Genomic DNA, 25,388 nt, shown 5'->3' with positions numbered 1-25,388 from the left:
AGGTGGTTCGGCGTGCGCTCCGGGCTATGCCGTGCGGCGGCGCCCGCTCCACTCGTCCACGCTGAGGAAGAACGCCCACTCCAGGTGCTCCGCGCACGCGGCCACCGTCCCGGGATGGCGATCCGCCGCCACCACGACGACGGCCTCCCGCGTGCACCGGGTGCATCGGCGGATCGTGAAGGGCCAGTTCCGGGACACGCTGCTCATGTCCGAGGGTTCCCCGTCGGCAGTACTCCACACGTGTCATCGAACGGGGTCGCCCGGGCGCAGGTGACGTCGCTGCTAGGCGAGGCTGCCACCCCGCCGCTGCCGATGGACCGGGTGATCGCGTGGGAGCTGTCGCTGCATGGTTCGCACGTCGTCGGGGCGGGCGAGTACCCCGCGACGTTCGACCTGATGGGACGGGCGGACCTGGACCCGACATCGCTGGTGGGACAGGTGGTCGGCCTGGACGACGCCGGCGCGGCACTGGCGGCGATGGACGGCCCAACGCCCGCGGGCATGACAGTGGTCCGCATCCGCTGACTGCAACTCGCGCGCACTCACGCCCCGACTCGCGCGCACTCACGCCCCGACTCGCGGAGGTTTTGCCGTGTTCGCGGCCGCGCGACGGAGCTCCTGACGGCGCGGCGCGTCCCCGCGCGCCCGGCTGTCGGGGTGCTCGGCCACCATGGGTGGCGTGACTTCCACCCAGACCGGACTCCGGGAGCGCGCCGAGGCCGTGCTCGCCACGCTGGCGGGGCCGAGCGCGCGCCTGCGCGAGGACCAGTGGACGGCCATCCACGCGCTCGTCGCCGAGCGCAGGCGCGCGCTGGTCGTGCAGCGCACCGGATGGGCAAGTCCGCGGTCTACTTCGTGGCCACGGCGTTGCTGCGGGCGGAGGGCGCCGGCCCCACGGTGATCGTCTCGCCGCTCCTCGCTCTCATGCGCAACCAGATCGACGCCGCCGCGCGGGCCGGGATCCACGCCGCCACCGTCAACTCCGCCAACACCGGCGACTGGGAGCGCACGTACGCGGCCGTCGACGCCGGTGAGGTCGACGTGCTGCTGGTGAGCCCGGAGCGGCTCAACAACCCCGACTTCCGCGACCGCGTGCTCCCCCGGCTCACCGCGAGCGCCGGGATGCTCGTGGTCGACGAGGCGCACTGCGTCTCCGACTGGGGCCACGACTTCCGGCCCGACTACCGGCGGCTGCGCGCCCTCATCGCTGATCTCCCCGCCGGCATCCCGGTGCTCGCCACCACCGCCACGGCCAACGACCGGGTGGTCGTCGACGTCACCGAGCAGCTCGGGCTCGCATCAGGGGAGCCCCTCGTCCTGCGCGGCTCGCTCGACCGGGAGAGCCTGCGGCTGTCGGTCGTGCGGCTGGCCACGCCCGCGCAGCGGCTCGGTTGGCTGGCCGAGCACCTCGACACGCTGCCGGGCGCCGGCATCGTCTACACGCTGACGATCGCGGCGGCCGAGGAGGTCGCGGAGTTCCTGCGCGAGCGCGGCCACCCCGTGGCCTCCTACACCGGAAAGACCGAGCCGGAGGAGCGGCTGGCCGCCGAAGGCGACCTGCTCGCCAACCGCGTCAAGGCGCTCGTCGCCACGAGCGCCCTCGGCATGGGTTTCGACAAGCCCGATCTCGGGTTCGTGGTGCACCTCGGGGCGCCGGCCTCACCGGTGGCGTACTACCAGCAGATCGGACGCGCCGGCCGCGCCGTCGAGCGGGCCGAGGTGGTGCTCCTGCCCGGCCACGAGGACCGCGACATCTGGGCGTACTTCGCCTCGCTCGCCTTCCCGCCCGAGCCGCTGGTGCGCCAGGCGCTGCGCGTGCTCGGCGGCGCGGAGGGCACGCTGTCCACGGCGGCCATCGAGACGCAGGTCGACCTCTCCCGCACTCGACTGGAGATGCTGCTCAAGGTGCTCGACAGCGACGGCGCCGCCCGGCGCGTCAAGGGCGGGTGGGTCGCCACCGGCGAGGAATGGGTCTACGACGGCGAACGCCACCGCCGGATCGCCGAGGCCCGCAAGAGCGAGCAGCAGGCGATGCTCGACTACATCGACACCGGCGAGTGCCGGATGGTGTTTTTGCGCCGCCAGCTCGACGACCCGGACGCCACCCCGTGCGGCCGCTGCGACACGTGCGCAGGCTCCGCGTGGAGCACCACGGTCGCCGACGAGGCGGCGGGCGCGGCCGAGGAGCGGATCACCCGGCCTGGTGTGGAGGTGGCGCCGCGCAAGCAGTGGCCGAGCGGGATGGCCGAGCTGGGCGTCCGCGCGTCCGGCCGCATCCCGGCGGGCGCGCTGGCCGATCCCGGCCGGGTGATCGGGCGGCTCTCCGACATCGGGTGGGGCACGCGGCTGCGCGAGCTCGTCGGGGATCCCGACCTGCCCGACGCGCCCGTGCCCAAGGACGTGCTCGACGCGAGCGTGCGGGTGCTCGCCGGGTGGGGCTGGGCGGAACGGCCGGTAGGGGTGGTCGGCCTCGGCTCCCGCACCCGCCCCCACCAGCTCGACCACCTCGCCCGCCGCATCGCCGAGATCGGCAGGCTCCCCCTGCTCGGCACGCTCGTGCCCGCCGGCCCGCGCCCGGCCGCGCACGCCAACAGCCCGCAGCGGCTGGCGGCTGTGTGGGAGGCGTTCGAGGAACCCGGTTTCCCGGTACCGGACGGCCCGGTCCTGCTGGTGGACGACGTGATCGACAGCGGCTGGACGATGACTGTGGCCGCCCGCCTGCTCCGCCTCGCCGGCGCCCGGGCTGTGCTCCCGTTCGCATTGGCCCAGTCCGGCTGATCCCGGTCGAGGGTCAGGGCGGGGGGAGGGTCGCCAGTACCTGGCAGTGGCGTTTCGCCACCGCACACGCTCCCGGCTGCAATCGCTCGTGCTGCCCCTGCGGGCGCGGCCCCACGGTGAACCGCCAGTTCATCGCCTCCGGCCTGCCCGCCGCCACCCACCGTTCCAGCGCGGCGAGCAGGCGGGCGGCCAGGGCCGGGCCACCCAGGCCGAACGAGCGAACTCCCACCGGGCCCGGTCCCCGGCCGCGCTCCTGGCCGGGCACCGGCACCACCGCGGCGATGCCGGGCAGCGGGTTCCCCGGCTCGGAGGCGAGCGCCACCGTGCCACCCGTCGCGCCGAGCGGGAGGAGGTCGTCGGGCAGGCCGGTCTCCGCCCGGGTCGCCAGCAACCGGCACACCCCCGGTTCGGTGAGCGCGAGCCACAGCCCGAACCCGTCCCACACGTCCACCGCTCCCAGCGACACCGCCGACGCCACCAGGTCCCCCGGCTCGGCCAGCGCCGCCGTCACCCCGGCGAGGTCCGGATCGGGGCCGTCCTCAGGCACGTGCAGGGCAAGGCCCACGCCCTCCAAGCACACGCTGGCGTCCGCGCTCGCGCCCTCCCCGCGAATGCGGATGAACGCGCAGCTACGCACGGAGCTGCTGCGCAGCAGGCCGTCAGGGCCCAGGTCGAGCGCGATGGAGAGCTGGCTGCCGCGCACGGCTAGCGGCAGCAGGAGTCGGCCCCGCGGCGCTAGCTGGGCCACCCACTCCGGACGGACGTCATCGCTGCCGACCGTGAGCACGATCCGGTCGTAGGGCGCGCCGGGCGGGTGGCCGAGGGCGCCGTCGCCGGCCACCAGCTCCACCTCGTCGACGCCTGCAGAGGCCAGATGGACAGCGGCCCGGTCGACCAGCTCCTCGTCGATGTCCACCGCCGTCACCCGGCCGGCCGGGCCGACGATCCGGGTCATCAGCGCCGCGTTGTAGCCGGTGCCCGCGCCGACCTCGAGCACCCGCTGCCCGGGCTGCAGGTCGAGCTGCTCCAGCATGATCGCCACCATCGACGGCTGCGACGCCGAACTGGTGGCCATCGGGCCGTCGAACTGCACGGCCACGGCCTCGTCCGCATACGCCCCGGCGATGGAGACCCCGGGGAGGAACAGGTGCCGTGGCACGCTCCGTAGGGCGTTCTCGACGGCAGGTGTGCGCACCCGGCGGGCCTCGCGCAGGGCGTCGACCATCCGGGTGCGGGCGCGCTGGGCGTCTGCCACCACCCGTCCGAGTCTCGTTGCCAGGGTGGGCCCGGACAAGCGGAGCCGGCTCGGCTCAGGAGGCGTCGGAGCGCAGCGGCACCAGGTCGTCGGCATGCACGACCTCGCGGCGCTGCTCGGGGGCCAGGTCGCGCGAGCGGCGGCCGATCAGCTCGGGCAGCTCGGCAGCGTCGAAACCCACCACCCCACGGGCGACGACCACGCCGTGCGGTCCGACGAGGTCCACGACGTCACCGGCCACGAAGTCCCCTGAGACGCCGTGGATTCCCGCGGCGAGGAGCGACCGGCGCTTGTCGATCACCGCGGCGACCGCCCCCGCGTCGAGGTCGAGCGCACCGCGGACGTCGGCGGCATGCCGCAGCCAGAACCGCCGGGCCGACATGCGCCGCCCCGACGGGCGGAACGCGGTGCCCACCTTCGGCCCGGTCTCGGAGACGTCCAGCGCAGCAGGCACGTCCTCGGCCGCGGCGAGCAGCACGGGGATGCCCGACGCCGCCGCCATCGCGGCCGCCGTGATCTTGGTGGCCATCCCGCCGGTGCCCAGGCTGCCCGCCCCGGGGCGCGCGATCCGCACCGCCTCCAGGTCCGAAGGCGCGTCGACGTCGCTGAGCAGCCGCGCGCCCGGATGCCGCGGGTCGCCGTCGTAGAGGCCGTCGACGTCGGAGAGGAGCACGAGCCCGTCGGCTCCGATGAGATGCGCCACGAGCGCGGCGAGCCGGTCGTTGTCGCCGACCCGGATCTCCTCGGTGGCCACCGTGTCGTTCTCGTTGACCACCGGGAGCACACCGAGCCCGAGCAGCCGTTCGAGCGTGCGCTGGGCATTGCGGTAGTGGGCGCGGCGGATCATGTCGTCGGCCGTGAGCAGCACCTGCCCGATCGCCTGCCCGTGCCTGCCGAACGACGCAGCGTAGGCCTGCGCGAGCAGCAGCTGCCCGACGGCTGCCGTGGCCTGCTGGGTGGCGAGGTCGCGGGGGCGGCGGGCGAGCCCGAGCGGCGCGAGCCCGGCCGCGATGGCGCCGGACGACACGAGCACCACCTGGCCACCCGCCGCGCGGCGGGCTGCGAGCGCGTCCACGAGCGCGTCGAGGCGCAGCGGGTCGAGGCCCCCGTCGAGGCTGGTCAGCGACGACGACCCGACCTTGACGACCACCCGCCGGGCCGCCGCGAGCTGCGCGCGCGCGTTCATCAGTGCCCGTCGTCGGCGGAGTCGTCGGACCCGGCGAAGAGCTCCTCGTCGGTGCGCTGGCGACGCCGGTCGGCCCGTGCTGCCTTGCGTGCCGCCGCGCCGATCCGGTTGCTCTGCTCCAGCCGCCGATCGGTGCCGCGACCCGACAGCGACGCGATCGTGGAGGGGGCGGTGGGTTCCCAGTCGAACGTGACGTCGCCGATCGTCACAGGGCAGCCGGGCCGCGCCCCCGCGTTGGCCAGCGCGTCCTCCACCCCGAGGCGGGCCAGCCGGTCGGCGAGGTAGCCGACGGCCTCGTCGTTCTCGAAGGATGTCTGCCGGATCCAGCGCTCCGGCCGCGCCCCGCGGACGACGAACCCGTCGGGCAGCTCCGGGTCGGGCTCGATGGTGAAGCCGGCGTCGTCCACGGCCTGCGGCCGGAGCACGATGCGGGTTGCCTCGATGATCGGCTGCGCCGCGCGGTGCTCACGCACCTGCTCCGCCATCGCGAACGACAGCTCGCGCAGGCCCTCCCTGGTGGCCGTGGAGATCGTCAGCACCGGCCAGCCGAAGCGCTCGGCCAGCTCGGGCGCGACGAGCGCGGCCATGTCGCGCGCGTCCGGCACGTCGATCTTGTTGAGCGCGATCAGCCGGGGCCGGTCGGCCAGCTCGCCGCCGAGCGCCGGGGTGTAGCGGGCGAGCTCGTCCTCCAGAGCCTGCACGTCGGAGACGGGGTCGCGGCCGGGCTCGGCGGTGGCGCAGTCGACGACGTGCACGAGTACCGAGGTGCGTTCGATGTGGCGCAGGAAGTCCAGCCCGAGACCGCGGCCCTCGGACGCGCCCGGGATGAGGCCGGGCACGTCGGCGACGGTGAAGACGTTTTCGCCTGCGTTGACCACGCCGAGCTGCGGCACGAGTGTGGTGAAGGGGTAGTCGGCGATCTTCGGCCGCGCCGCGGACAGGGCCGCCACCAGTGACGACTTGCCTGCGGACGGGAACCCGACCAGCCCGACGTCGGCCATCGAGCGCAGCTCGAGCACCAGGTCGCGGCTCTCCCCCGGCTCACCGAGCAGCGCGAACCCCGGTGCCTTGCGCGCGGACGAGGCCAGCGCCGCGTTGCCCAGCCCGCCGCGGCCGCCCTCGGCGGCCACGAACCGGGTGCCCGGTCCGGTCAGGTCGGCGACGATGGTGCCCTGCCCGTCGAACACGACGGTGCCGTCCGGGACGGCGAGCTCCAGATCCTCGGCGCTCGCACCGGCGCGGAACCCGCCCTGTCCCTGCTTGCCGTTGCGCGCCATGGCGTGCGGGCGGTGGTGGAAGTCGAGCAGCGTGTGCACGCCGGAGTCGACGACGAGCACAATCGAACCGCCGCGCCCCCCGTTGCCCCCGTCGGGCCCGCCGAGCGGCTTGAACTTCTCGCGGTGCACGGAGGCGCAGCCGTTGCCGCCCGCCCCCGCGGTGGCGTGTAGCACCACGCGGTCCACGAACCTCGACATCGACTTCTCCTCACACGACAACGGCGGGCCACCACCAGGGCGGCCCGCCGTTGTCAGGTTGTACTCGGTGCAGGCCTCAGACCTGCGCCGGGACCACGTTGATGACCCTGCGGCCGCGGGCGTAGCCGAACTCGACCGCACCCTCGACGAGGGCGAACAGCGTGTCGTCGCTGCCGCGGCCGACGCCGTCGCCGGGGTGGAACTTGGTGCCGCGTTGGCGGACGAGGATCTCGCCCGCGTTGACGACCTGACCGCCGAAGCGCTTCACGCCGAGGCGCTGTGCGTTGGAGTCGCGCCCGTTGCGCGAGCTGGACGCACCCTTCTTGTGAGCCATGGCTGCGTCTCCTACTTCGCGATGCCGGTGACCTGGACCTTGGTCAGAGGCTGACGGTGCCCCTGACGCTTGTGGTACCCGGTCTTGTTCTTGAACTTGTGGATGCGAATCTTCGGGCCCTTGGTGTGCTCGACCACCGTGGCGGTGATCGAGGCGGCGGCCAGGGCGTCCGCGTCGGTGGTGACATCGCCGCCGTCCACCAGGAGCACGGCCGGGAACGTCACCTCGGCGCCGGGCTCACCGTCGATCTTCTCGACGGTGAGCACATCGTCGACGGCCACCTTGTACTGCTTGCCGCCGGTCTTGACGATCGCGTACATCGACGCACTGCTCCTGAAGCTCGGGGACGAAGTGCAGGGTCACCCCTACGCGGGCCGCTGCCACCGACGGGCGGGGCGCGGCGAACCTCATCCAGGATAACGCACTGGTAGGGGGACAGCGTTTGGGGTCAGGCGTCGTCTCCCGCAGCCGTCTCCGCCGGCGGGCCGGCAGGCCGGGACGCCGCCCGGCGGGCGCGCCGGGGACGGGTGGCTCCGGTGGGCTCGGGCTGTGGCGGCGCCGAGACGGGCACAGCGGGTTCCACCGCGATGTCCGTCGCCGTCGCGTCCGCGGCCGACGGCGCAGGCACCGTGAGGACCACGGCCACCGGCGCGTCTCCGTCGGCCGTGACCGGAGCACCGGCCGTGCGGGTGACCCGGCCCCGGCGACGGGCGCGCGGCCGCGGGGCCGGCTCCTCATCGTCGGTGGCCTCGGGAGCGACGGCCCCAGGAACGTCGGCTGCGGGAGCGTCGGCCGGGACGCCGTTCTGAGCGGCGTCGGACCTGGCCTCCTCGGCCCGTTCCGCCACCGACCGCTCGACGACAACCTCCTCGACGGCGTCGGCGGCCACATCGACCTGACTTTCCGCCGGGGCGCTCGCGACCGCGCCGCCGCGCCTGCGGACCCGCCGGCTGCCACCGACCGGCGTCTCGACCGCCGGGGGCTGCACGTCAACGATCGGGGCGGCCGGGGCCTCGGCGACCGAAGGCTCCGGCGCGACGACCGAGGCCTCCACAACGGCCTCGGCGGGCGCCTCCACCATCGGATCGGGCGCGCCGACGTCGACGGAGGCATCCGGGTCGGCGGGGGCGGGCAGATCGGGCCGGCCCCGGCCCACGCCGTCCGGCTCGCCCTCCGAGGTCTGCCGGTCACGGCCGCCCCGCTCACCGCGGTCGTCGTCGCCGCGCTTGCCGCGCCGCGAGCGGCGGCCGTCGCGGTCGGAGCGGTCGCCCCGATCCGCGTGGCCGTTCGGGTGCCCGGCGGTGTGCCCGTTGGTGTGCCCGTTGCCGTTGCCGGCCAGGTCGGCGTCGACGATCACGCCGCGGCCGCGGCAGTGCTCGCACGGCGTGGAGAAGTGCTCCAGCAGTCCGCCGCCGACGCGCTTGCGGGTCATCTGCACGAGCCCGAGCGAGGTGACCTCGGCGACCTGGTGCCGCGTGCGGTCACGGGCCAGGCACTCAGTGAGCCGCCGCAGCACGAGGTCGCGGTTGGCCTCGAGCACCATGTCGATGAAGTCGACGACGATGATGCCGCCGATGTCGCGCAGGCGGAGCTGGCGCACGACCTCCTCGGCCGCCTCGAGATTGTTGCGGGTGACGGTCTCCTCGAGGTTGCCGCCGGACCCCGTGAACTTGCCCGTGTTGACGTCGATGACCGTCATCGCCTCGGTGCGGTCGATCACGAGGGTGCCGCCCGAGGGCAGCCACACCTTGCGGTCGAGCGCCTTGAGCAGCTGCTCGTCGATGCGGTACTCGGCGAACACGTCCTTCGGCCCGACGTGCCGGTGCAGCCGCCCGGCCAGCTCCGGCGCGACGTGCCCGACGTAGTTCTGCAGGGTGTCCCACGCGTCGGCGCCCTCGACGACGAGCCGGGAGAAGTCCTCGTTGAACTGGTCGCGCACGACCTTCAGGAGCAGGTCGGGCTCCTCGTAGAGCAGGGTGGGCGCCTTGGGCCGGTTGGGGCCGGTGGTCTCCGCCTTACCCTTGACGACCTCCCACTGCGCCTGCAGGCGCCGGACGTCGCGTTCGAGCGCCTCCTGGCTCACGCCCTCCGACGCGGTGCGGATGATCACCCCGGCCTCGCTGGGGACGATCTCCTTGAGCATGTCCTTGAGCCGCTTGCGCTCGACGTCGGGCAGCTTGCGGCTGATGCCTGCTGCGCCGCCGGAGGGCACGTAGACGAGGAACCGGCCGGCCAGGCTGATCTGCGTGGTGAGCCGGGCGCCCTTGTGGCCGATGGGGTCCTTCGTGACCTGCACCAGCACGCTGTCGCCGCTGGAAAGCGCCTGCTCGATGCGGCGGGCCTTGCCGCCGAGCCCGGCGGCGTCCCAGTCGACCTCACCGGCGTACAGCACGGCGTTGCGGCCGCGGCCGATGTCGACGAACGCGGCCTCCATGCTGGGCAGCACGTTCTGGACGCGGCCGAGGTAGATGTTGCCGACCATCGAGCCGCCGTTGCGACCTGCGACGAAGTGCTCGACGAGCACGTCGTCCTCCAGCACCGCGATCTCGACGCGGTCGCCGTGCTCGCGCACGACCATCGCGCGGTCGACGGACTCGCGGCGGGCGAGGAACTCGGCCTCGGACAGGATCGGCGTGCGCCTGCGGCCCGCGTCGCGGCCGTCACGGCGGCGCTGGCGCTTGGCCTCCAGCCGGGTGGAGCCCCGGACGCTCTGCACGCCGTCGCCCTCGTCGTCGCTGCGCTCCCGCGGGGCGCGGACCCGGGTGACGGTGGGGGTGCCGTCGGAGTCGTCGGCGGCGGCGTCGTTGTCGTCCGAGCCGCGGCGGCGGCGCCTGCGGCGGCGGCGCCGCGAGCCTGCGGTCTCGCCATCGGCCTGAGCGCCTTCGTCGTCGTCCTCGGCGTCGGTGTCCTGCTCGGCGTCGGCGTCGGCGTCGGTGTCGGCGTCCTCGTCGGACGCGGACTCACCGTCGGACGCCGCGTCGGACTGGGTGTCCTCGGCGTCGTCGCCGTTCTCGTCGTTCTCGTCGTCGTAGCCGTCGGCACCGCGGCCACGGCCACGGCCACGACGGCCACGGCGCCTGCGCCTGCGGCCGGCATCGTCGCCGTCGCCGTCGCCGTCGCCGTCGATGTCGGCGTCGGGGGCCTGCGGCTCCGGGGTGTCCTCCGCCGCGGAGGACGGGAGCTGCTCGGGCTTCTCCGGCTCAGGAGTGGGGGCGTCGGCTTCGGCGGCCCTGCGGCGGAAGCGCGACGGGCGCGTCGGCGGCTGGAACAGCGGTGTGGGCGGCGCGAACAGCGGCGCGAGCGGGGCGCTGGACTCGGCGGCGGGGGCGTCCTCGGCCGGGGCGGCGGGTGGCGCGGACGCCCGCTCGGCGGTGGTGTCGGAGCCGGGGGCCAGCGCCGTGACCACCTGCTCGGCGGCCTTGCGGTCGATGCTGGACTGGGCGCTGCGGACGTCGAGACCGAGCCCGGCGAGTGCCGCGAGGATCTCACGGCTCGTGCGCGACAGCAGCTTCGCGAGCGCGTGCACTCGCATCCTTTCCGGGAGGTCATCCATGGGGGGTACGGTGACCGGCCCGCCGGGACCACCGGCGGGCGAATCGTTATTCGACATCCAGCTCCTCCGCCCCCGGGCGCCTCCGGTAGAGGCGGCCGCGCAGGGGCACGTGCAGTTCTCTCTCCGCGCGGTGCGCGACGAGCAATCCTTGTCTCGCTCCACCCCGGGGGGCGGGTCGTCCTCGACGGCGAGCCGGCACCGGCAAGGGCCGGTGCGCCGGGACGCGAGCCTCCTCGCTCAGGCCCGGGTGGTGACCCGGTCAGAGCCGAGAGGATCGCGCAGGTCCCCTTGACGGTCGAGCAGGCCCTGCGCCATCCGGGTCGCCTTCGCGGGCACCGGCAGTTTGAGGCCTGCGACAACGTCGAGTGCACCCAACACGTCGTCGGGTCGAACGGCGGGTGTCGTCTGCCGCACGACCGCGCTCATTATCGCACAGACTCGCGCCCGACCGGGGGGCGTGGAAGCGGAGGCACCCGTCGGGACGCCGCTCTCGACCCCCTCGTCGAGTACATCGGCCCGCACGAGAGCGGCCCTGACGTCGATGTGCCGCCGTCCCGAGGGTGTGACGCGTTCGACCACAACCGAATCCTGGGCGATCAGCGCGGCGAGCGCCGAGCGCAGTTCGGCGGGCTCAACACCGGGCAGTTCGAGCCGCCAGCGGCTCGCGTCGATCCGCTCGGCGAGCGCGGCGCCCTCGGCCTCGGCAGCGGCGAGGACGTCGAGTCCGTCGGGCAGGGCAGCGTCGAGTGCGGTGGCCAGCGCCGCGGGCTCGACCTGGCGGGTCAGGCCGATCTCCAGGTACTCCGCCTCGCTCGCGGAGCCGGTGGGCGCCGCGCCGACCCACGACATCCGCGGGTGCGGGTTGAACCCGTGCGAGTGCGCGACCGGTATCCCGGCCCGCCGGACCGCGCGCTCGAAGCTGCGGGCCACGTCGCGGTGGGAGAGGAAACGCAGCCTGCCCCGCTTCGCGAACCGCAGCCGGACGCGCTGCACGGTGGGCGGAGCGGGATTGGCGGCTTCTCCGGGCCGCACACGAGCCATGGGCTGAGTCTAGGGGCGCGGCTGCAACCGCAGGCTCTGCACACACATACGCACCGGGCGGCCGTGAGATGCACGCCAGCGCCATCAGAGCAAGATCCAAAAGCCCTGGTGCGAATCTCACCGGCGGGCCGGCCGACGATGGACGCGTATATGTGTGCAGAGCCTGGGGCCGGCCGGGGGTGTCAGGCCCGGGGTGTCAGGCGTTGGCGGCCAGCAACGGGTTGCGGTAGCTGTGGGTCGCGTCGATCCGGCTCATCAGGTACGCCCCCGCCTCCTGCGGCGCGTACCTCGGCTCCTCCCCCGCCTCCAGGCACGCGGGCAGGCAGCTGATCTGCGCGTGGAACGGCGGGGTGACGAAGAGCGGCATGGAGTAGCGGTCGGTGTGTGGCGGGTTCACCACGCGGTGCGGGTTGGAGACCCAGCGGTCGTTCGTCCAGATCGCCATGAGGTCGCCGATGTTCACCACGAGCCGGTCCGCGGGAACCTCGACCTCGATCCAGGCGCCGTCGCGCCGCATCACCTGCAGCCCGCCGACCCCGTCGTCGGCGAGCAGGGTGACGGTGCCGTAGTCGGTGTGTGCGCCACAGCCGAGCTGGTCGGGGCCGGGGGTCACGGCGTCCTGCGGCGGGTAGTGCAGGTGACGCAGGTGGTACATCACCTCGCCGCCGGGCCGGTCGAGCAGGAACTCGTCGTGCTGGCCGAGCGCGCGGGCCATCGCCCGCTGCACGCGCCGCGCAGCCTCGATCGCCTGCGCGCGGTATGCCTCCCACGCGGCGCGGAACGCCGGGTCGGGTGGGAACTGGTTGGGCCCGAACATCGGCACGCCCGCCTGCACCTCGGGGTGGTCGGGGCCGTGCTCGCCGCCGGTGTCGAGCGACTCCTTGAGGTCGCCCGCCGTGTCCTCGTCGAGGGTCTCCGCGGCGATCGCGACGTACCCGCGGTGGCAGGGCGAGTTGCCGATCGCGATCGCGAGCTTCTCGTCGAGCGGACGGGAGAAGAAGTCCTGCATCGCATCCATCATCGTGGTCTTGACCTGCGGGTCCACGCCGTGGCCGGTGATCAGGAAGAAGCCGGTCTCGCGGCAGATCCGGTCGATCTCGGCGGCGGTCGCGTCCTGCTCGGGGCTCGGCGGGACGCCGGTGGCGAAGGAGCTGACGTCGACGGTGGGCAGGCTCTCGGTCACGGTGTTCCCTTCCGGTGTCAGGTGAGCAGACCGGCGCGGCGGCGCACCGCGGCTGCCCGGCCGGCGGCCTCGGCGAGCACCGCCGCCTCGTCGACGCGGGTGATGCACCGGTCGCGCAGCACCCACTCGCCGTCGCACAGGACGGACTCGACATTCTCCGACTTGAGTGCGGTCACCAGCGCGGCGACGGGGTCGGCCGCGGTGGCGAAGTTCGGCGTGAACGGGTCGAGAACCACGAGGTCCGCTCGCCTGCCCACCTCGATCGCCCCGACGACGTCCGCCATTCCGAGCGCGGCGGCGCCGTCGGCCGTCGCCATCCGGAACACCGCGTCCGCCGGGAGCACGGTCGGGTCACGGCGCAGCCCCTTCTGGACGATGGCCGCGAGCCACATCTCGTCGATCATGCTCATCCGGTTGTTGGACGGGGCCCCGTCGGTGCCGAGCCCGACGAGCACCCCCGCGTCGAGCATGTCGGCGACGCGGGGGCTGCCGAGGATCTTGAGGTTGGATGCCGCGTTGTGCGACACCGGACAGCCGCGCTCGGCGAGCAGCGCGATCTCCTCGTCGTCCACCCAGGTGGCGTGCACGGCGAGCAGGTCGGGCCCGAGGGCGCCGAGCCGGTCCAGGTGCCGGACGGTTGTGGCGCCCCGGGTCGCGACCGCGTGCGAGTTCTCCTCCGGCACCTCGGCCACGTGCATCTGCGCTACGGTGCCGAGCGCCCGCGCCCGCTCCATCGTGGCCGTGACGAGCTCGTCCGTGCAGTTGAAGATCGTCCGGAGCGTGTAGGAGAAGCGCAGCAGGCCCACCCCGTGCCAGCGATCGGCCAGCTCGTCCTGGGCGTCGAGCACCTCGGCGGTCGTCTCGCGGTCGCCGTCGGGCCGCCCGTCGCCGGAGTCCATCGCGCTGCGTCCGAGCAGCGCCCGGATTCCCGCAGCCGCGATCCCGCGGGCCATCCCGTCGACGTGGCGGCCGCCGGGGTCGGCGAGCAGCGTGCAGCCGTTGCGGATCTGCTCGATGGCGCAGACCAGTGCCGAGAGCTCCGCGTCGGACTCCTCCAGGGCCAGCTCGTAGGGCCAGATCCGGTCGTGCAGCCAGGTGAGCAGCCCGACGTCGTCGCCGAGGCCGCGCCCGAGCTGCTGGCTCGTGTGGCAGTGGGTGTTGACCAGCGCGGGGATGACGATCCGGTCCCGCGCCTCGACGGTCTCCACCGCCCGTCCGGCCGTCGGCGCGGCGCCGACGTGGCTGATCGCCCCGGCCGTGACCTCGACGTACCCGCGCAGCGGCGGCGCCGTCACCGGGACGACCAGCGCGGGGCCGATCCGCAGGTCGGGAATCATCTGGCCGGCCCTCGAACGAACGGCACGGCGAGCGCGGCGGGGGTGCCGCTGCGCCGGGCGCGCACCATCAGCGCGAGCAGCGTCACCACGTACGGCAGCGCCAGGAAGACCTCGTACGGGATCTGCGTGGCCGTGCCCTGCAGGCGCAACTGGGCGGCGTCGCAGAGCCCGAAGAGCAGCGCGCCCGCCACCGCCCGGCCGGGACGCCAGCGCGCAAAGACGACCAGCGCGAGCGCCACCCACCCACGCCCTGCCGTGACGTTCTGAACGAAGAGCCCGAGCGGCCCGCAGACGAGCATCGCGCCCGCGAGCCCGGCGAGCGCGCTGCCGGCGACGGTGGCCGCCGCGCGCACGCGGGCGACGCGGTAGCCGAGCGCGTCCGCGGCGGCGGGCGCCTCCCCCGCTGCGCTCAGCACGAGCCCGGCGGACGTCCGGGTCAGCAGGAACCACACCGCCACCAGCACCACGAGCACGATCACGACGAGCGGCACCATCGACAGGCTCTCGATCCGCGGCGGTGGCTGCCCGATCGTGTACGAGAGCTCGAAGAGGTAGGTGGTGGCCGAGCCCGCGAACAGCGTGAACGCCAGCCCGGTGACGATCTGGTCGGCCCGCACCACCACCATGAGCAGCGCCAGCAGTGCGCCGCAGCCCGCTCCGGCGCCGAGGCCCGCGCCGAGCCCGATCCAAGGGGAGCCGGTGGCGAGGGTGGCCAGGTACCCGGCGAGCGCGCCGAAGAGCATCGTGCCTTCGAGCCCCAGATTGAGCACGCCCGACCGCTCGGTCACCACCTCGCCCAGCGCGGCCACGGCCACCGGGATCGCGAGCCGGACCGCCGCCGCGAGCGTGGCGAGGGTGAACAGGGTGTCCATGCTCAGGCCCCTTCCCGCCTGCGGAGGCGTCGCCTGCTGAGCGCGTCACCCGTCACGAAGAAGACGACGATGAGCGCCTGGATCACCCCGACCGTCGCCGACGGGATGACGAACACGCGCTCGGCCTCGTCGAACCCGACCGTGATCCCGGCCATCACCAGCGCGGCCGCCAGCACGCCGAGCGGCCGCAGCCTGCCCAGCAGCGCCACGATGATCGCCGTGAAGCCGTAGCCGACGGCGAACGCCTGCGTCATCCGGCCGGTCACGCCTGCAACCTCGACGAACCCGGCGAGGCCCGCGAGCGCGCCCGCCACCGCGAGCACCCACAAACGGGTCCGCGACGGGCGGGCCTCGGTGGCCGCGAGCACGTCCGGGTTCGCGCCCAGCACCTCCACCCGGAACCCGAAACGGGTGCGGCGCAGCACCGCGGCGACGGTGGGCACCGCGAGCAGCGCGAACAGGAAGCCCAGGTGGATCGCGGTGCCGGGGAGGTCGGGGAGGGCCGCGTCGCCGACCTGGCGGCTCTGGGGCGTGAACGAGCCGGGGTCGCGCATCCCGACCCGCACCGCCCAGGCCAGCACGGCGGCCGCCACGTAGTTGAGCAGCAGGCTCGTGATCACCACACTCGCGCCGAACCGGCTCTGCAGCCACGCCGTCACGCCGGACCACGCGGCACCCGCGAGCACGGCGACGGCGAGCGAGCTCACCACCAGCACCGGCGCGGGCAACCCCGGGAGCGGGCCGACCGTCGCCCACGCCGTGCCCGCCAGCGCTCCCGCGATGTACTGGCCCTCCGCGCCGATCGTGAACACCCGTGCCCGGTACGCGACGGTGATGCCGAGCGCGAGCAGCACCAGCGGCGTCGCGATCACGGCGGTGTCGACGAGTCCGCGGGTGCGCCCGAACACCCCACGCACCACCTCGCCGTACGCCGACAGCGGCGCCACCCCCTCGACCGCCATGAGCACCCCGCCCACGACCAGCGCGCCGAGCAGCGCGAGCAGCGGCACCGCGACGAGACCGAGCGGCGACCGGTCGGCCGGGCCGCGCAGGGCCTTCCCGACCAGCCCGTCCGGCGCCTGCTGCCCGGCCGGGGCGGGGTCGCGGGTGAGCGTCATGCGCCCGCTCCACCGGCCATCGCCATCCCGACAGCCGCGCGGTCGTAGGGGGGCTCGAACGGGGTGGCGATGCCGTCGGCGAGCACGACGAGCCGGTCGGCCACGGCGAACAGCTCGTCGAGCTCCGCGCCGAACCACACCACAGCCGCACCGTCGGCGGCGGCCGCGAGGATCCGCTCGGTGATCATCCGCGCAGCCTCGGGGTCGAGCCCTCGGGTCGGCTGCGCGGCCACGACCACCGCCGGGCCCACCCCCAACTCCCTGGCCAGCACGAGCTTCTGCGCGTTGCCACCCGACAGACTCGCGGCGCTCGCTCCCGGCCCGGCCGCACGCACGTCCCACGCGGCGAGCGCGGGAACGGCCTGCTCTTCCCTGCGCCCCCGCGGCGCACGCCGGCTCGGGCCACGGCCCAGCTCCAAGTTGTCGGCGAGCGACAGCGGCCCGGCCAGCGCCCGGCGGTAGCGGTCGGCCGGGACGTACGCGACGCGTTTGCCGACCCGCTCGCGCGGCGCGCCGACCGGCATCTCGGTCCCCTCGACGCACACGGTCCCCTGCTGCGGCGCGGCGATCCCGGCGAGGAGGTCCTCCAGCTCGGCCTGGCCGTTGCCGTCCACACCCGCGACGCCGAGCACTTCGCCCGCGTGCACCTCCAGGTCGAGCGGCCGGAGCCGGCCACGGGCCGCCCCGTCGAGGGCAATCCGGATCACGCCGCTTCGGGCCGGCCGCTCGATCGACAGGGGCGGAGCCGGCACCGCGCCCACCATGAGCGTCGCGAGGCTCGTCCGGTCGTGTGCCGACACCGGCTCGCCCGCGCACACCACCGCGCCCCGGCGCAGCACCGTCACGCGGTCGCAGCCTGCGAACACCTCGGCCAGCCGGTGCGTGATGATCACGACCGCCCGGCCCTCGGCGGCGAGGGCGCGGCACACGGCGAGCAGCGCCTCGGCCTCGGCGTCGACGAGCACGGCGGTCGGCTCGTCGAGGATCAGCAGCCGGGCGTCGGCGTCGAGGGCGCGCAAGATCTCCAAGCGCTGCTGCTCGCCGACCGAGAGCCGGTCCACCGGCACGTCCGCGCGCACCGGCAGCCCGTACCGCTGCGCCAGCGCCTCGACGCGGCGCCGGACGCGGCGCGCCCCGGGCCGGAGCCGGCCCTCCGGCCGCGCCAGCGCCAGGTTCTCCCCCGCGGTCAGCGTGGGGACCAGCGTGAAGTGCTGCTGCACCATGGCCACCCCGCGCTCGCGCAGGGCGCGCGGCGTGAACTCGGTGACGGGCTCGCCCGCCACCACAACGCTGCCCTCGTCCGGCTCGTCGAGCCCGGCGAGGATCCGCATGAGCGTGGTCTTGCCAGCCCCGTTCTCACCGAGCACCGCGTGCACCTCCCCGGCACGAAGCTCGAGGTCGACGCCGTCGAGGGCCGGGGGCCCGGCGCCGAACCGGCGCCGGACCCCGGTCACCACGGCCGGGGGAGCGGACGTCACTTGTCGTTGTACGGGACGGTGAACGCCCCGCTGCGGATGTCGGCCAGGCGCTGCTCGTAGGTGGACATCACCACGGCCGGGATGCGGTCGCGCCACGCGGGGTTGATCACGACCTCCATCCCGCCGCCGGACATGCCCACCTCGAAGTACCGAGTCGGGTTCACCCGCCCGGCAGCGACGTCGGCGACCATCTCCTCGAAGATGCGGTCGAGGTTCCACGTGAACGAGGCGAGGACCGAGGGCGAGAGCCCGGACATGTCGCCCGTGTAACCGTTGGCCACCCCCTGGCGCTCCGCCGCGGCCTCGATCTGCCCGAACGTCGGGCCCTGTCCGCAGCCGACGAACATCGTGGCGCCCTGGTCGGCCTGCGCGAGCGCAGCCTCCTTGGCCCGCTGCACGTCCGACCAGTCTCCGACGGCCACGAACGCGCCACTCGTGTCCGGCCGCACCACCCGCGCGCCTTCGAGGTAGGCGTTGAACATCGCGCGGCAGACCGGGATGTCGAACCCGCCCGCACCCGCGACGCCGCCGCCCGCCGTGGCCCCGGCACCGAGGATGCCCTCCAGGTAGGTGGCCTCGTAGAACGGCTGGGCGTAGTCGGCGACGTTCGCGGCCACGTCGCCGAAACCGCCCGCGTAGGCGAAGATCGTGTTCGGGAACTCGGCCGCCACCTGCTTGACGTCGTCGCCGTAGTTGAACGAGTGGGCGATGATCGGGTTGTAGCCCTGCTCGGCGAAGCTGCGCAGCGCGCGCACGCCGTCGGCACCGGGGTTCACGTTCTCCTGCACGGCGAAGTCGGAGATCACACCGGCGTCCTTCAGCTTCTGCGCGCCGGTCAGCGCCGCCTCGCCCCACGAACCGTCGCGGAGCTGGGGGTAGTAGACGATCGCCATCCGCGGCGCGCTCGACGCCGCCCCACCGGGCGCGGCGGTGTCCCGGCGTCCCGCGTCGCCACAACCCGCGAGCACGAGCACTGCGGCGGCGGTCAGGACGAGAGTGGCGCGCCACCCGCGCCGGTGGGTCCTGGTTCGTGGCATCGGCGGCGTCCTTCGTCCGGGCCCGTCTGGTGGGAGCCCCGAACGCTAGGGAGAAGGCGTTATGTCCAGATGTCGCCGTGTTGCGGGGGCGTTGCGATTCCCCAGGGGAATCAATCGTGACCTGGTACCTGGCCGGTGACGAGGAGCAACCGGGCACCGACATCGGGCCCGACGCGCCAGCGGTGCGGGATGGTCCCCTCGTGCCACAGGGAGTCGCCCGCGCTCAGTTCCTCGACGCGGCCGGTGCCGAACTCGACCAGGACGACCCCGTCCACCACGTGCAGGAAATCCTCGCCTCCGTGGTCGAACCAGTCGCCCGCGGGCTGGCCGGGCTCGATCACTGCGCGCCGGGCCTCCATGATCCGGCCGGGCGCGCCGGCGAGCAGCGTCGAGAGCGCCACGCCGGGCGTCTCGTCCATGCCGGTCGCGACGCCTTCCCCGGCCCGCACCACCACGATCCCCTCGTCTGCGCTGTCCGGGAGCAGTTCCGACGCACTCACGCCGAGCGCGGCGGCGAGCTTGTAGAGGGTGGCGACGCTCGGCGTCGAGCGGCCGTTCTCGATGTTGGACAGGAACGGCTGCGACATCGACGCCCGCTGCGCGAGCTCGCGGGTGGACAGGCCGCTGCGCGCCCGCGCCCTGCGGACCGACGATCCGATGGCCGCCATCACGGCAGCCTCGCTCTCGTTCCGGGCAGCGACCTCCCGCGCTTCGCTCACCCCGCCATCCTCACCCAGGAGCCGATGGCTGCCAACATTCGGACCAGTTCACGGGAACCCGGACCGCGTCGGCTACCGGGAACCCGGCTCCTCGGCGGTTCCGCCTGCTTCGCCGCTTTCGCCGGCCTCGGCCCGGGCCTCCTCCTCGAGGGCCTCGTCGATGAGCCGCTCGAGATCGGCGAGCGCCGGACGCGGGCCACCCGTCCGCAGCACGACGACACCGTCGTCGTCCGCCCCGGTCTCGGCCAGCGCCTGGGTGATCTCGTGAGCCGTCTGCAGGGCCTCCTTGCCGAACCTGTCGCGGGCCCGGTGCTTCGGGTGCACCGGTAGCTCGTCCGAGGTCTTCTCGTGAGGTGTCTCCTCGCTCACGCCACCTCCTCCCGCCTGGTGCGGCGGATCTACCCTCGAATCGTGAGCATTCGGATCGTGGCGCACTGGTTCTGCGCCGCCTGCGACGTGGAAGGCCGCGGACCCGGCTCCGATCCCTCGTGCTGGAACTGCGGCGGTGCCGTCACCGTCACCGCCCGGCCGGCGGTGCCGGATCACCGCTCCGAAGAGGCGTGATCCGGCACCGTCTCCGTCAGGACGTCATCGCGCACTGGCCGCGGTCGGCCATCACCGGTCCCGACGCCGACGGCTTGATGTCGAAGTCGAAGATGGAGGTGGGCAGGTACAGCGAGCAGCAGGCGTTCGGGATGTCGACGATCCCACTGACCCGGCCCTCGATGGGGGCCGAGCCGAGCAGCAGGTATGCCTGCTCCCCGGAGTAGCCGAACTTCTTCAGGTACTCCACGGCGTTGAGGCAGGCCCTGCGGTAGGCCACCGTGGCGTCCAGGTAGAAGTTCTCGTCGGTCTCCCGGTCCACCGAGACCCCGATGAAGGTCAGGAACTCCGAGTAGCGCGGTTCCACGTTGCCCGGCATGAACACCGGGTTCGTGGTGACGCCGTAGGTCTCCATCCCGCCCTTGATCAGATCGACGTGGAAGTCGATGAACCCGCCCATCTCGATGGCGCCGCAGAACGTGATCTCCCCGTCGCCCTGGCTGAAGTGCAGGTCCCCGCCCGACAGCTTCGCGCCGTTGACGTGCACCGGGTAGAAGACACGGGAGCCACGGGTGAAGTTCTTGATGTCGTGGTTCCCGCCGTTCTCGCGGGCGGGCACCGTGCGGGCTCCGTCCCGCGCGATCCCCTGCGCGTCCGAGCCGGACGCGGTCCCGCCGAGCGTGTTCTGCTCGAGCGGTGGAAGGGCGAGCGGCGGCACCCGGTCGGGATCGGTGTCGATGAGGGCCCGCTCGCGCTGGTTCCAGCGGGCCAGGAGCTCGGCCGACGGCGCCGTACCGAACAGGCCGGGGTGCGTGATGCCGGTGAAGCGCACCCCCGGGAGGTGCCGGGACGTCGCGACCTGCCCGGCGAAGTCCCAGATCGCCTTGTAGGCGTCGGGGAAGTAGTCGGTCAGGAAGCCGCCGCCGTTGACCTTGGCGAAGATGCCTGTGTAGCCCCATCCCTGGCCGGGGGCATCACCGTACTCCTGCGGGGCCTGCACCGGCCCGAGGTCGAGGATGTCGACGACCAGCAGGTCGCCGGGCTCGGCCCCCTCGACGCCGATCGGCCCGCTGAGCATGTGCGCGTGCGTCAGGTCGACGTCGCGGACGTCGTTGGCCGAGTCGTTGTTACCGATCTGGGCGTCGGTCCACTCCCGGCACTCGACCCGGATCTGCTGCCCGGGCCGGACCATCACCGCGTTCGGTACATCCGGGTGCCAGCGGTTGTGCCCAGGCACTGCCTGATCGCGCATCGACTTCGACTGATCGACGGTGAACACGACATCGGGCATGGCTGTGCTCCTTTCATCCGGTGGGTCAGCCCGCCGCCGGGTGGGCGGTCCGGGTGGGTGTGGTGGCGGGCGCGCTCGGCGCGCGCGGGTGGATGCGCGCGTAGAGCGCGCCGAACACGACCACTCCGACCACGGCGAGAGCGATCGCGGTGATGCCCGGCTCGCGCCACAGACCGGTGAGCAGCAGGAACGCCGGGATCGCCGCCGTCACCCAGGCCTCGATGACGGTCACCCAGCCGGTGTAGCGGGTGAGCTCCTCGCGCTTGAGCCCGAGGACCAGGAAGAACAGCGCCCACAGGAACGCCCAGTAGAGCCAGATGACGGCGAACGGGAGGCTGCCCAGGAGTTGCCAGTTCGCCCAGGCGTAGCCGACCGCGACGACCGCGACGAACAGCGAGAACCAGCCGACCCCGGTCCCGTCGAGGCCTGCCAGGAGGTTGATGCCGACGTAGAGGTAGGTGAAGCCGAACAGGTACAGGCCCGAGGCGTTGAGGATCACCGCCGGGTCGCCGTTCGCGGTGAAGATCAGGTAAGTCGGTGTGATGACCTGGAGGGCGCCGACGAACAGGTTGATGGGCGCAGCTGATCTGGGCTCGACAGCTCCGAGCAGCATCAAGCCGTTGATGAAGAGCACGGCACCTACGTACAGAAGACCGACGAAACCCATATCCGACCTCCTCGTTGGCTGGGTCCGAACGGAGGAGCTATCAGTGCGAGGTCAGGGCCGCGGCAGGCGCGCCTGACGCGGATCCGTGCGGCGGGGCCGCCGCGCCGCCGCCGGAACGGTCGACGTCACGCCCGGGGCGTCACTGCTCGCCTCCTCGCTCTGTCGCAGGCGAGCCACCCCGGGGTCCATGCGGTTCAGTGCCGGCGCGGACCAGAGCCGTGGCGACCGCACTCCGCACTCGGGACATGGCCGCGCCGCCTCAGCGGCTCCCATCGGGAACGCGGCTGTCCAGGGCCCGCAGGCAGGACACCGGTACTCGTACCGCACCATCCGCTTCACACCCCCGTCCAAACTTCCCGGGGCGAGCAACGTTAGACCCGTCGCTGGTCGGCGGACAGGGCCGACAGGTCCATGCGGTGCCCGGATCGCCTCCCCCGGATGCCGCAGCGACACAACTGCCGGGCGACGCGGTTTCAACAGCGGTGCACGATCCGTGAATCCCGGGTTGCACGAACGGCCCATTAATCCAGACCTACCGCACGCTCGGGTGCGCCGCTGCTCGCTCCGCGTAGCTGCGCAGCAGGTCCGCCAGCCCCGCGTCCTCGACGCCGAGCCGTCCGGTCTTCCCGATCCCGACGATGCAGCCGACCACGGAGCTGCTCGCGTCGCGCACCGGGACGGCGAGGGCCGAGCGGCCGACCGCGCCGACTACGCGGGCTGGAACCGCGCCTACCGCCAGTACTTCGCCAACACCAACCTGACGACGGGCGACACCGAGCTGGTGCCGCTGGGCTCGGCGGAGCCGGCCGCCCCGCTGTTACGCAACCCGACCCGACCTAGCCGCTTCGCCCTGGAGGTGCAGAGCCTCCCGGTGGCGGGCTGGCTGGTGGAGGTGGAGGTGGACACGGTGTTCCCGGCGGACGTGAACCCCGAGTAGGTCGCACACACCGCTGGAGTCACTACGGACGGCGCAGCTGCCGGTGTGAGCCTCAGGAAGCGGGCGCCGGCAGCGTCGACGGGTCGAGCACTAGCAGCGACTCGCCCGACGAGACGAAGCCCGCCCTGCGGTAGAACGCCGCGCTGCCCGCGGTGGGGGCGAGCAGCAGCCGCCGGTAGCGACGCATCCGGGCATGCTCGATCGCCGCTCCGAGCAGCGCGCCGGGCACCCCGCGGTCGGCGAAGGACGCCAGCACGAACGCGTTGCCGACGTGCCCGATCCGCCCGCCGCGGGCGCCGGGGCGGGGCATGTGCACGATCTCCACCACGTTGATCGAGCCGACGGCCGTGTAGCCGCTGCGCGCGGTGCCCACCTCGGCCAGCCAGAACGTCCGGCGCGGCAGCTCGACCCGCCACCACTGGGCGAACGCGGCCTCGAACCCAGGGTCCTCCACCGGGCTCCCGGTGCGCTCCTCCAGCCACGCGCGCCGCAGCCCGGCCAGTGCCCCGACGTCACGCTCGTCCGCGACGCGGATACCGACCTGTGGTCCGGGAGCGCTGCGGTCAGCCACCCGCGCTCGTGTCTCCGCTGGTCAGCGGGTTCACGACGGTCAGAGGCAGCAACATGGTGCCGCTCGGCCCGACCTGGATGTCGGTGCCCGTCGAGGGGCAGACGCCGCAGTCGAAGCACGGCGTCCAGCGGCAGTCGTCCTGCTCACGAGCGGCGAGAGCGTCCTGCCAGTCGTCCCACAGCCAGTCGCGCTCCAGCCCGGAGTCGAGGTGGTCCCACGGGAGCACCTCCGCGCGCTCGCGCTCGCGGGTGGTGAACCACTCCAGCGAGACGCCGAGCGGCTCCAGCTCGGCGGCCGCCGCGCCCGTCCAGCGCTCGTAGGAGAAGTGCTCGCTCCAGCCGTCGAACCGGCCGCCCTCACGCCAGACCCGCTCGATCACGCGCCCGACGCGCCGGTCACCACGGGCGAGCAGCCCTTCGATCAGCGACGGCTGGCCGTCGTGATAGCGCATACCCACGTTGCGGCCCAGCTTGCGGTTGCTGTTGACGGCAGCGCGCAGCTTGCGAAGCCGGTCGTCGACGACGTCGGGGTGCGCCTGCGCCGCCCACTGGAACGGGGTGTGCGGCTTGGGCACGAACCCGCCGATGGAGATCGTGCAGCGCACATCGTTGCGGCCCGACGCCTCGCGGCCCGCGCGGATGACGTTGTGCGCCATGTCGGCGATCTGGAGGACGTCATCGTCCTCCTCGGTGGGCAGGCCACACATGAAGTAGAGCTTGACCTGCCGCCAGCCCTGCCCGAACGCCTCCGAGACGGTGCGGATGAGGTCCTCTTCCGACACCATCTTGTTGATCACGCGCCGGATCCGCTCCGACCCGCCCTCCGGCGCGAACGTCAGCCCCGAGCGGCGGCCGTTGCGGGAGATCTCGTTGGCGAGGTCGATGTTGAACGCGTCCACCCGCGTGCTCGGCAGCGAGAGCGAGGTGTTGGTGCCCTCGTAGCGGTCGGCGAGGCCCTTCGTGATCTCGGCGATCTCCGAGTGGTCGGCCGACGACAGCGACAGCAGCCCGACCTCGTCGAACCCGCTCGCGCGCACCGCCGAGTCCACCATCGCGCCGATGCCCTGCAGCGACCGCTCGCGCACGGGGCGGGTGATCATGCCCGCTTGGCAGAACCGGCAGCCCCGCGTGCAGCCGCGGAAGATCTCCACGCTCGCCCGCTCGTGCACCGTGTCGGCCAGCGGGACGAGCGGCTGCTTCGGGTAGGGCCAGTCGTCGAGGTCGATGGTGGTGCGCTTGGTGACGGTGCGCGGCACGCGCGCCTCGACCGGCTCGACGGCGGCGATCGCGCCGTCATCGCCGTAGGTCACCGAGTACAGCGACGGGACGTAGCAGCCGTCGACCGCCGCCAGCCGCAGCAGCAACTCGCGGCGCCCGCCGGGCCGTCCCTCGGCCTTCCACGCCTTGACGACGTCGGTGATGTCGCCGACGACCTCCTCGCCGTCGCCGATCGCGGCGACGTCCACGAAGTCCGCGATCGGCTCCGGGTTGAACGCCGCGTGCCCGCCCGCGACCACAACCGGGTGCTCGACGCCCCGGTCGGTGGCGTGCAACGGGATGCCTGCGAGGTCGAGCGCGGTGAGGAGGTTCGTGTAGCCCAGCTCCGTGGAGAAGCTGACCCCGAGCACGTCGAAGGCCGCCAGTGGCCGGTGGGAGTCCACCGTGAAGGCGGGTACGCCGTGCTCCCGCATCAGCGCCTCGAGGTCCGGCCACACGGCGTAGCAGCGCTCGGCCAGGGCGTCGGCCCGCTCGTTGAGCAGCTCGTAGAGGATCATGAGGCCCTGGTTGGGCAGCCCCACCTCGTACGCGTCGGGGTACATCAGCGCCCACCGCACCGCGGCGGACTCCCAGTCCTTGAGCTGCGCGTTCAACTCACCCCCGACGTACTGCACGGGTTTCGAGACCCGGGGCAGCAGGGGTTCGAGGTCGGCGAACACGGACGGAGCTGTCACGCTGATCCAGGGTAGCCCCGCCCGGGTGGCGGGGCGCTTCGGGCCGTCACACACGGGAACCG

General features: G+C 73.4%; 24 protein-coding genes and 1 pseudogene. 4 read left to right on the top strand and 21 right to left on the bottom strand.

Features of this window, described 5'->3' with window-relative positions; all coding sequences use genetic code 11:
* Positions 1-24: 24 nt before the first annotated feature.
* A complete protein-coding gene (locus ABD143_RS36145; RefSeq protein ID WP_343987678.1) occupies positions 25-207 on the bottom strand; it encodes a hypothetical protein in 183 nt (60 codons plus the stop codon).
* Between the two features lie 33 nt (positions 208-240).
* On the opposite strand from ABD143_RS36145, the gene ABD143_RS36140 reads away from it, so the two are divergent.
* A complete protein-coding gene (locus ABD143_RS36140) occupies positions 241-525 on the top strand; it encodes an MDR/zinc-dependent alcohol dehydrogenase-like family protein (RefSeq protein WP_343987675.1) in 285 nt (94 codons plus the stop codon).
* A gap of 145 nt (positions 526-670) precedes the next feature.
* Positions 671-2,778: pseudogene (locus ABD143_RS36135) on the top strand (RecQ family ATP-dependent DNA helicase).
* A 13-nt stretch (positions 2,779-2,791) separates the two neighbouring features.
* On the opposite strand, the gene fxlM reads toward ABD143_RS36135, so the two are convergent.
* The 15 genes from fxlM to ABD143_RS36060 all read right to left on the bottom strand — a co-directional run bounded on the left by fxlM (position 2,792) and on the right by ABD143_RS36060 (position 19,735).
* Positions 2,792-4,036, bottom strand: a complete 1,245-nt coding sequence (fxlM, locus tag ABD143_RS36130) for a methyltransferase, FxLD system (RefSeq protein WP_343987672.1) — start codon at positions 4,034-4,036, stop codon at positions 2,792-2,794.
* A 52-nt stretch (positions 4,037-4,088) separates the two neighbouring features.
* On the bottom strand, positions 4,089-5,219 hold the full coding sequence (gene proB / locus ABD143_RS36125) for a glutamate 5-kinase (RefSeq protein WP_343987669.1): 1,131 nt from the start codon (positions 5,217-5,219) through the stop codon (positions 4,089-4,091).
* Entirely contained in the window at positions 5,219-6,694 is a 1,476-nt protein-coding gene (gene obgE / locus ABD143_RS36120; protein ID WP_343987666.1) for a GTPase ObgE, read from the bottom strand. The genes proB and obgE overlap by 1 nt, the downstream gene beginning before the upstream one ends.
* A 76-nt stretch (positions 6,695-6,770) precedes the next feature.
* On the bottom strand, positions 6,771-7,028 hold the full coding sequence (rpmA, locus tag ABD143_RS36115) for a 50S ribosomal protein L27 (RefSeq protein ID WP_343987663.1): 258 nt from the start codon (positions 7,026-7,028) through the stop codon (positions 6,771-6,773).
* Positions 7,029-7,039: 11 nt separating this feature from the next.
* The gene (gene rplU, locus ABD143_RS36110; protein WP_343987660.1) at positions 7,040-7,348 is read right to left on the bottom strand and encodes a 50S ribosomal protein L21; all 309 of its coding nucleotides are present in this window, start codon (positions 7,346-7,348) and stop codon (positions 7,040-7,042) included.
* Between the two features lie 128 nt (positions 7,349-7,476).
* Complete coding sequence (locus ABD143_RS36105) at positions 7,477-10,638, bottom strand: translation initiation factor IF-2 N-terminal domain-containing protein (protein ID WP_343987657.1); 3,162 nt, start codon at positions 10,636-10,638, stop codon at positions 7,477-7,479.
* Positions 10,639-10,818: 180 nt separating this feature from the next.
* Positions 10,819-11,622, bottom strand: a complete 804-nt coding sequence (locus ABD143_RS36100) for a TIGR03936 family radical SAM-associated protein (protein ID WP_343987654.1) — start codon at positions 11,620-11,622, stop codon at positions 10,819-10,821.
* Between the two features lie 196 nt (positions 11,623-11,818).
* Entirely contained in the window at positions 11,819-12,805 is a 987-nt protein-coding gene (locus ABD143_RS36095; protein ID WP_343987651.1) for an isopenicillin N synthase family dioxygenase, read from the bottom strand.
* A 17-nt stretch (positions 12,806-12,822) separates the two neighbouring features.
* Positions 12,823-14,142, bottom strand: a complete 1,320-nt coding sequence (locus ABD143_RS36090) for an amidohydrolase family protein (RefSeq protein WP_343987648.1) — start codon at positions 14,140-14,142, stop codon at positions 12,823-12,825.
* Positions 14,139-15,014, bottom strand: coding sequence for an ABC transporter permease (locus ABD143_RS36085; protein WP_343987645.1), 876 nt, complete (start codon positions 15,012-15,014; stop codon positions 14,139-14,141). Before ABD143_RS36085 ends, ABD143_RS36090 begins: the two co-directional genes overlap by 4 nt.
* A 2-nt stretch (positions 15,015-15,016) precedes the next feature.
* The gene (locus ABD143_RS36080; RefSeq protein WP_343987642.1) at positions 15,017-16,132 is read right to left on the bottom strand and encodes an ABC transporter permease; all 1,116 of its coding nucleotides are present in this window, start codon (positions 16,130-16,132) and stop codon (positions 15,017-15,019) included.
* Positions 16,129-17,610 carry an ABC transporter ATP-binding protein gene (locus ABD143_RS36075; RefSeq protein WP_343987639.1) on the bottom strand — a complete coding sequence of 494 codons (1,482 nt, stop codon included), beginning with the start codon at positions 17,608-17,610 and terminating at the stop codon, positions 16,129-16,131. The genes ABD143_RS36080 and ABD143_RS36075 overlap by 4 nt, the downstream gene beginning before the upstream one ends.
* Positions 17,607-18,647 carry a BMP family protein gene (locus tag ABD143_RS36070; protein ID WP_343987636.1) on the bottom strand — a complete coding sequence of 347 codons (1,041 nt, stop codon included), beginning with the start codon at positions 18,645-18,647 and terminating at the stop codon, positions 17,607-17,609. Before ABD143_RS36070 ends, ABD143_RS36075 begins: the two co-directional genes overlap by 4 nt.
* Before the next feature lie 110 nt (positions 18,648-18,757).
* On the bottom strand, positions 18,758-19,366 hold the full coding sequence (locus ABD143_RS36065) for a helix-turn-helix domain-containing protein (protein WP_343987633.1): 609 nt from the start codon (positions 19,364-19,366) through the stop codon (positions 18,758-18,760).
* Positions 19,367-19,438: 72 nt separating this feature from the next.
* Positions 19,439-19,735 carry a hypothetical protein gene (locus ABD143_RS36060; protein WP_343987630.1) on the bottom strand — a complete coding sequence of 99 codons (297 nt, stop codon included), beginning with the start codon at positions 19,733-19,735 and terminating at the stop codon, positions 19,439-19,441.
* Between the two features lie 42 nt (positions 19,736-19,777).
* On the opposite strand from ABD143_RS36060, the gene ABD143_RS36055 reads away from it, so the two are divergent.
* Positions 19,778-19,930, top strand: a complete 153-nt coding sequence (locus ABD143_RS36055) for a hypothetical protein (RefSeq protein WP_343987627.1) — start codon at positions 19,778-19,780, stop codon at positions 19,928-19,930.
* A gap of 16 nt (positions 19,931-19,946) precedes the next feature.
* On the opposite strand, the gene fmdA is transcribed toward ABD143_RS36055, so the two are convergent.
* The 3 genes from fmdA to ABD143_RS38420 are packed head-to-tail and all read right to left on the bottom strand — an operon-like array spanning position 19,947 to position 22,197.
* Positions 19,947-21,200 carry a formamidase gene (gene fmdA, locus ABD143_RS36050; protein WP_343987624.1) on the bottom strand — a complete coding sequence of 418 codons (1,254 nt, stop codon included), beginning with the start codon at positions 21,198-21,200 and terminating at the stop codon, positions 19,947-19,949.
* 25 nt (positions 21,201-21,225) lie between these two features.
* Positions 21,226-21,867, bottom strand: a complete 642-nt coding sequence (locus ABD143_RS36045; protein WP_343987621.1) for an AmiS/UreI family transporter — start codon at positions 21,865-21,867, stop codon at positions 21,226-21,228.
* A 51-nt stretch (positions 21,868-21,918) separates the two neighbouring features.
* Positions 21,919-22,197 carry a zinc ribbon domain-containing protein gene (locus ABD143_RS38420; RefSeq protein WP_379659758.1) on the bottom strand — a complete coding sequence of 93 codons (279 nt, stop codon included), beginning with the start codon at positions 22,195-22,197 and terminating at the stop codon, positions 21,919-21,921.
* Between the two features lie 217 nt (positions 22,198-22,414).
* Between ABD143_RS38420 and ABD143_RS36040 the strand changes: the two genes are divergently transcribed.
* On the top strand, positions 22,415-22,804 hold the full coding sequence (locus tag ABD143_RS36040; protein WP_343987618.1) for a RidA family protein: 390 nt from the start codon (positions 22,415-22,417) through the stop codon (positions 22,802-22,804).
* Between the two features lie 52 nt (positions 22,805-22,856).
* On the opposite strand, the gene ABD143_RS36035 is transcribed toward ABD143_RS36040, so the two are convergent.
* Both ABD143_RS36035 and ABD143_RS36030 read right to left on the bottom strand, forming a co-directional pair.
* Positions 22,857-23,375: a GNAT family N-acetyltransferase gene (locus tag ABD143_RS36035; protein WP_343987615.1), complete on the bottom strand. Its 519-nt coding sequence runs from the start codon at positions 23,373-23,375 to the stop codon at positions 22,857-22,859.
* Entirely contained in the window at positions 23,368-25,326 is a 1,959-nt protein-coding gene (locus ABD143_RS36030) for a TIGR03960 family B12-binding radical SAM protein (RefSeq protein WP_343987612.1), read from the bottom strand. The genes ABD143_RS36035 and ABD143_RS36030 overlap by 8 nt, the downstream gene beginning before the upstream one ends.
* Between the last annotated feature and the right edge of the window lie 62 nt (positions 25,327-25,388).

The organism is Pseudonocardia aurantiaca, from assembly GCF_039526725.1.
Taxonomy (GTDB): domain Bacteria; phylum Actinomycetota; class Actinomycetes; order Mycobacteriales; family Pseudonocardiaceae; genus Pseudonocardia; species Pseudonocardia aurantiaca.
Note: the sequence above shows the minus strand (reverse complement) of the source record. Positions and strands in the feature narration are given on the sequence as shown.

Coding starts and splice junctions, on each gene's coding strand:
- ABD143_RS36145 (WP_343987678.1), bottom strand. CDS start 207: ATGAGCAGCGTGTCCCGGAACTGGCCCTTCACGATCCGCCGATGCACC.
- ABD143_RS36070 (WP_343987636.1), bottom strand. CDS start 18,647: ATGCCACGAACCAGGACCCACCGGCGCGGGTGGCGCGCCACTCTCGTC.
- obgE (WP_343987666.1), bottom strand. CDS start 6,694: ATGTCGAGGTTCGTGGACCGCGTGGTGCTACACGCCACCGCGGGGGCG.
- fmdA (WP_343987624.1), bottom strand. CDS start 21,200: ATGCCCGATGTCGTGTTCACCGTCGATCAGTCGAAGTCGATGCGCGAT.
- ABD143_RS36080 (WP_343987642.1), bottom strand. CDS start 16,132: ATGACGCTCACCCGCGACCCCGCCCCGGCCGGGCAGCAGGCGCCGGAC.
- ABD143_RS36090 (WP_343987648.1), bottom strand. CDS start 14,142: ATGATTCCCGACCTGCGGATCGGCCCCGCGCTGGTCGTCCCGGTGACG.
- ABD143_RS36100 (WP_343987654.1), bottom strand. CDS start 11,622: ATGGCTCGTGTGCGGCCCGGAGAAGCCGCCAATCCCGCTCCGCCCACC.
- ABD143_RS36085 (WP_343987645.1), bottom strand. CDS start 15,014: ATGGACACCCTGTTCACCCTCGCCACGCTCGCGGCGGCGGTCCGGCTC.
- ABD143_RS36045 (WP_343987621.1), bottom strand. CDS start 21,867: ATGGGTTTCGTCGGTCTTCTGTACGTAGGTGCCGTGCTCTTCATCAAC.
- proB (WP_343987669.1), bottom strand. CDS start 5,219: ATGAACGCGCGCGCGCAGCTCGCGGCGGCCCGGCGGGTGGTCGTCAAG.
- ABD143_RS38420 (WP_379659758.1), bottom strand. CDS start 22,197: ATGGTGCGGTACGAGTACCGGTGTCCTGCCTGCGGGCCCTGGACAGCC.
- ABD143_RS36105 (WP_343987657.1), bottom strand. CDS start 10,638: ATGTCGAATAACGATTCGCCCGCCGGTGGTCCCGGCGGGCCGGTCACC.
- rplU (WP_343987660.1), bottom strand. CDS start 7,348: ATGTACGCGATCGTCAAGACCGGCGGCAAGCAGTACAAGGTGGCCGTC.
- rpmA (WP_343987663.1), bottom strand. CDS start 7,028: ATGGCTCACAAGAAGGGTGCGTCCAGCTCGCGCAACGGGCGCGACTCC.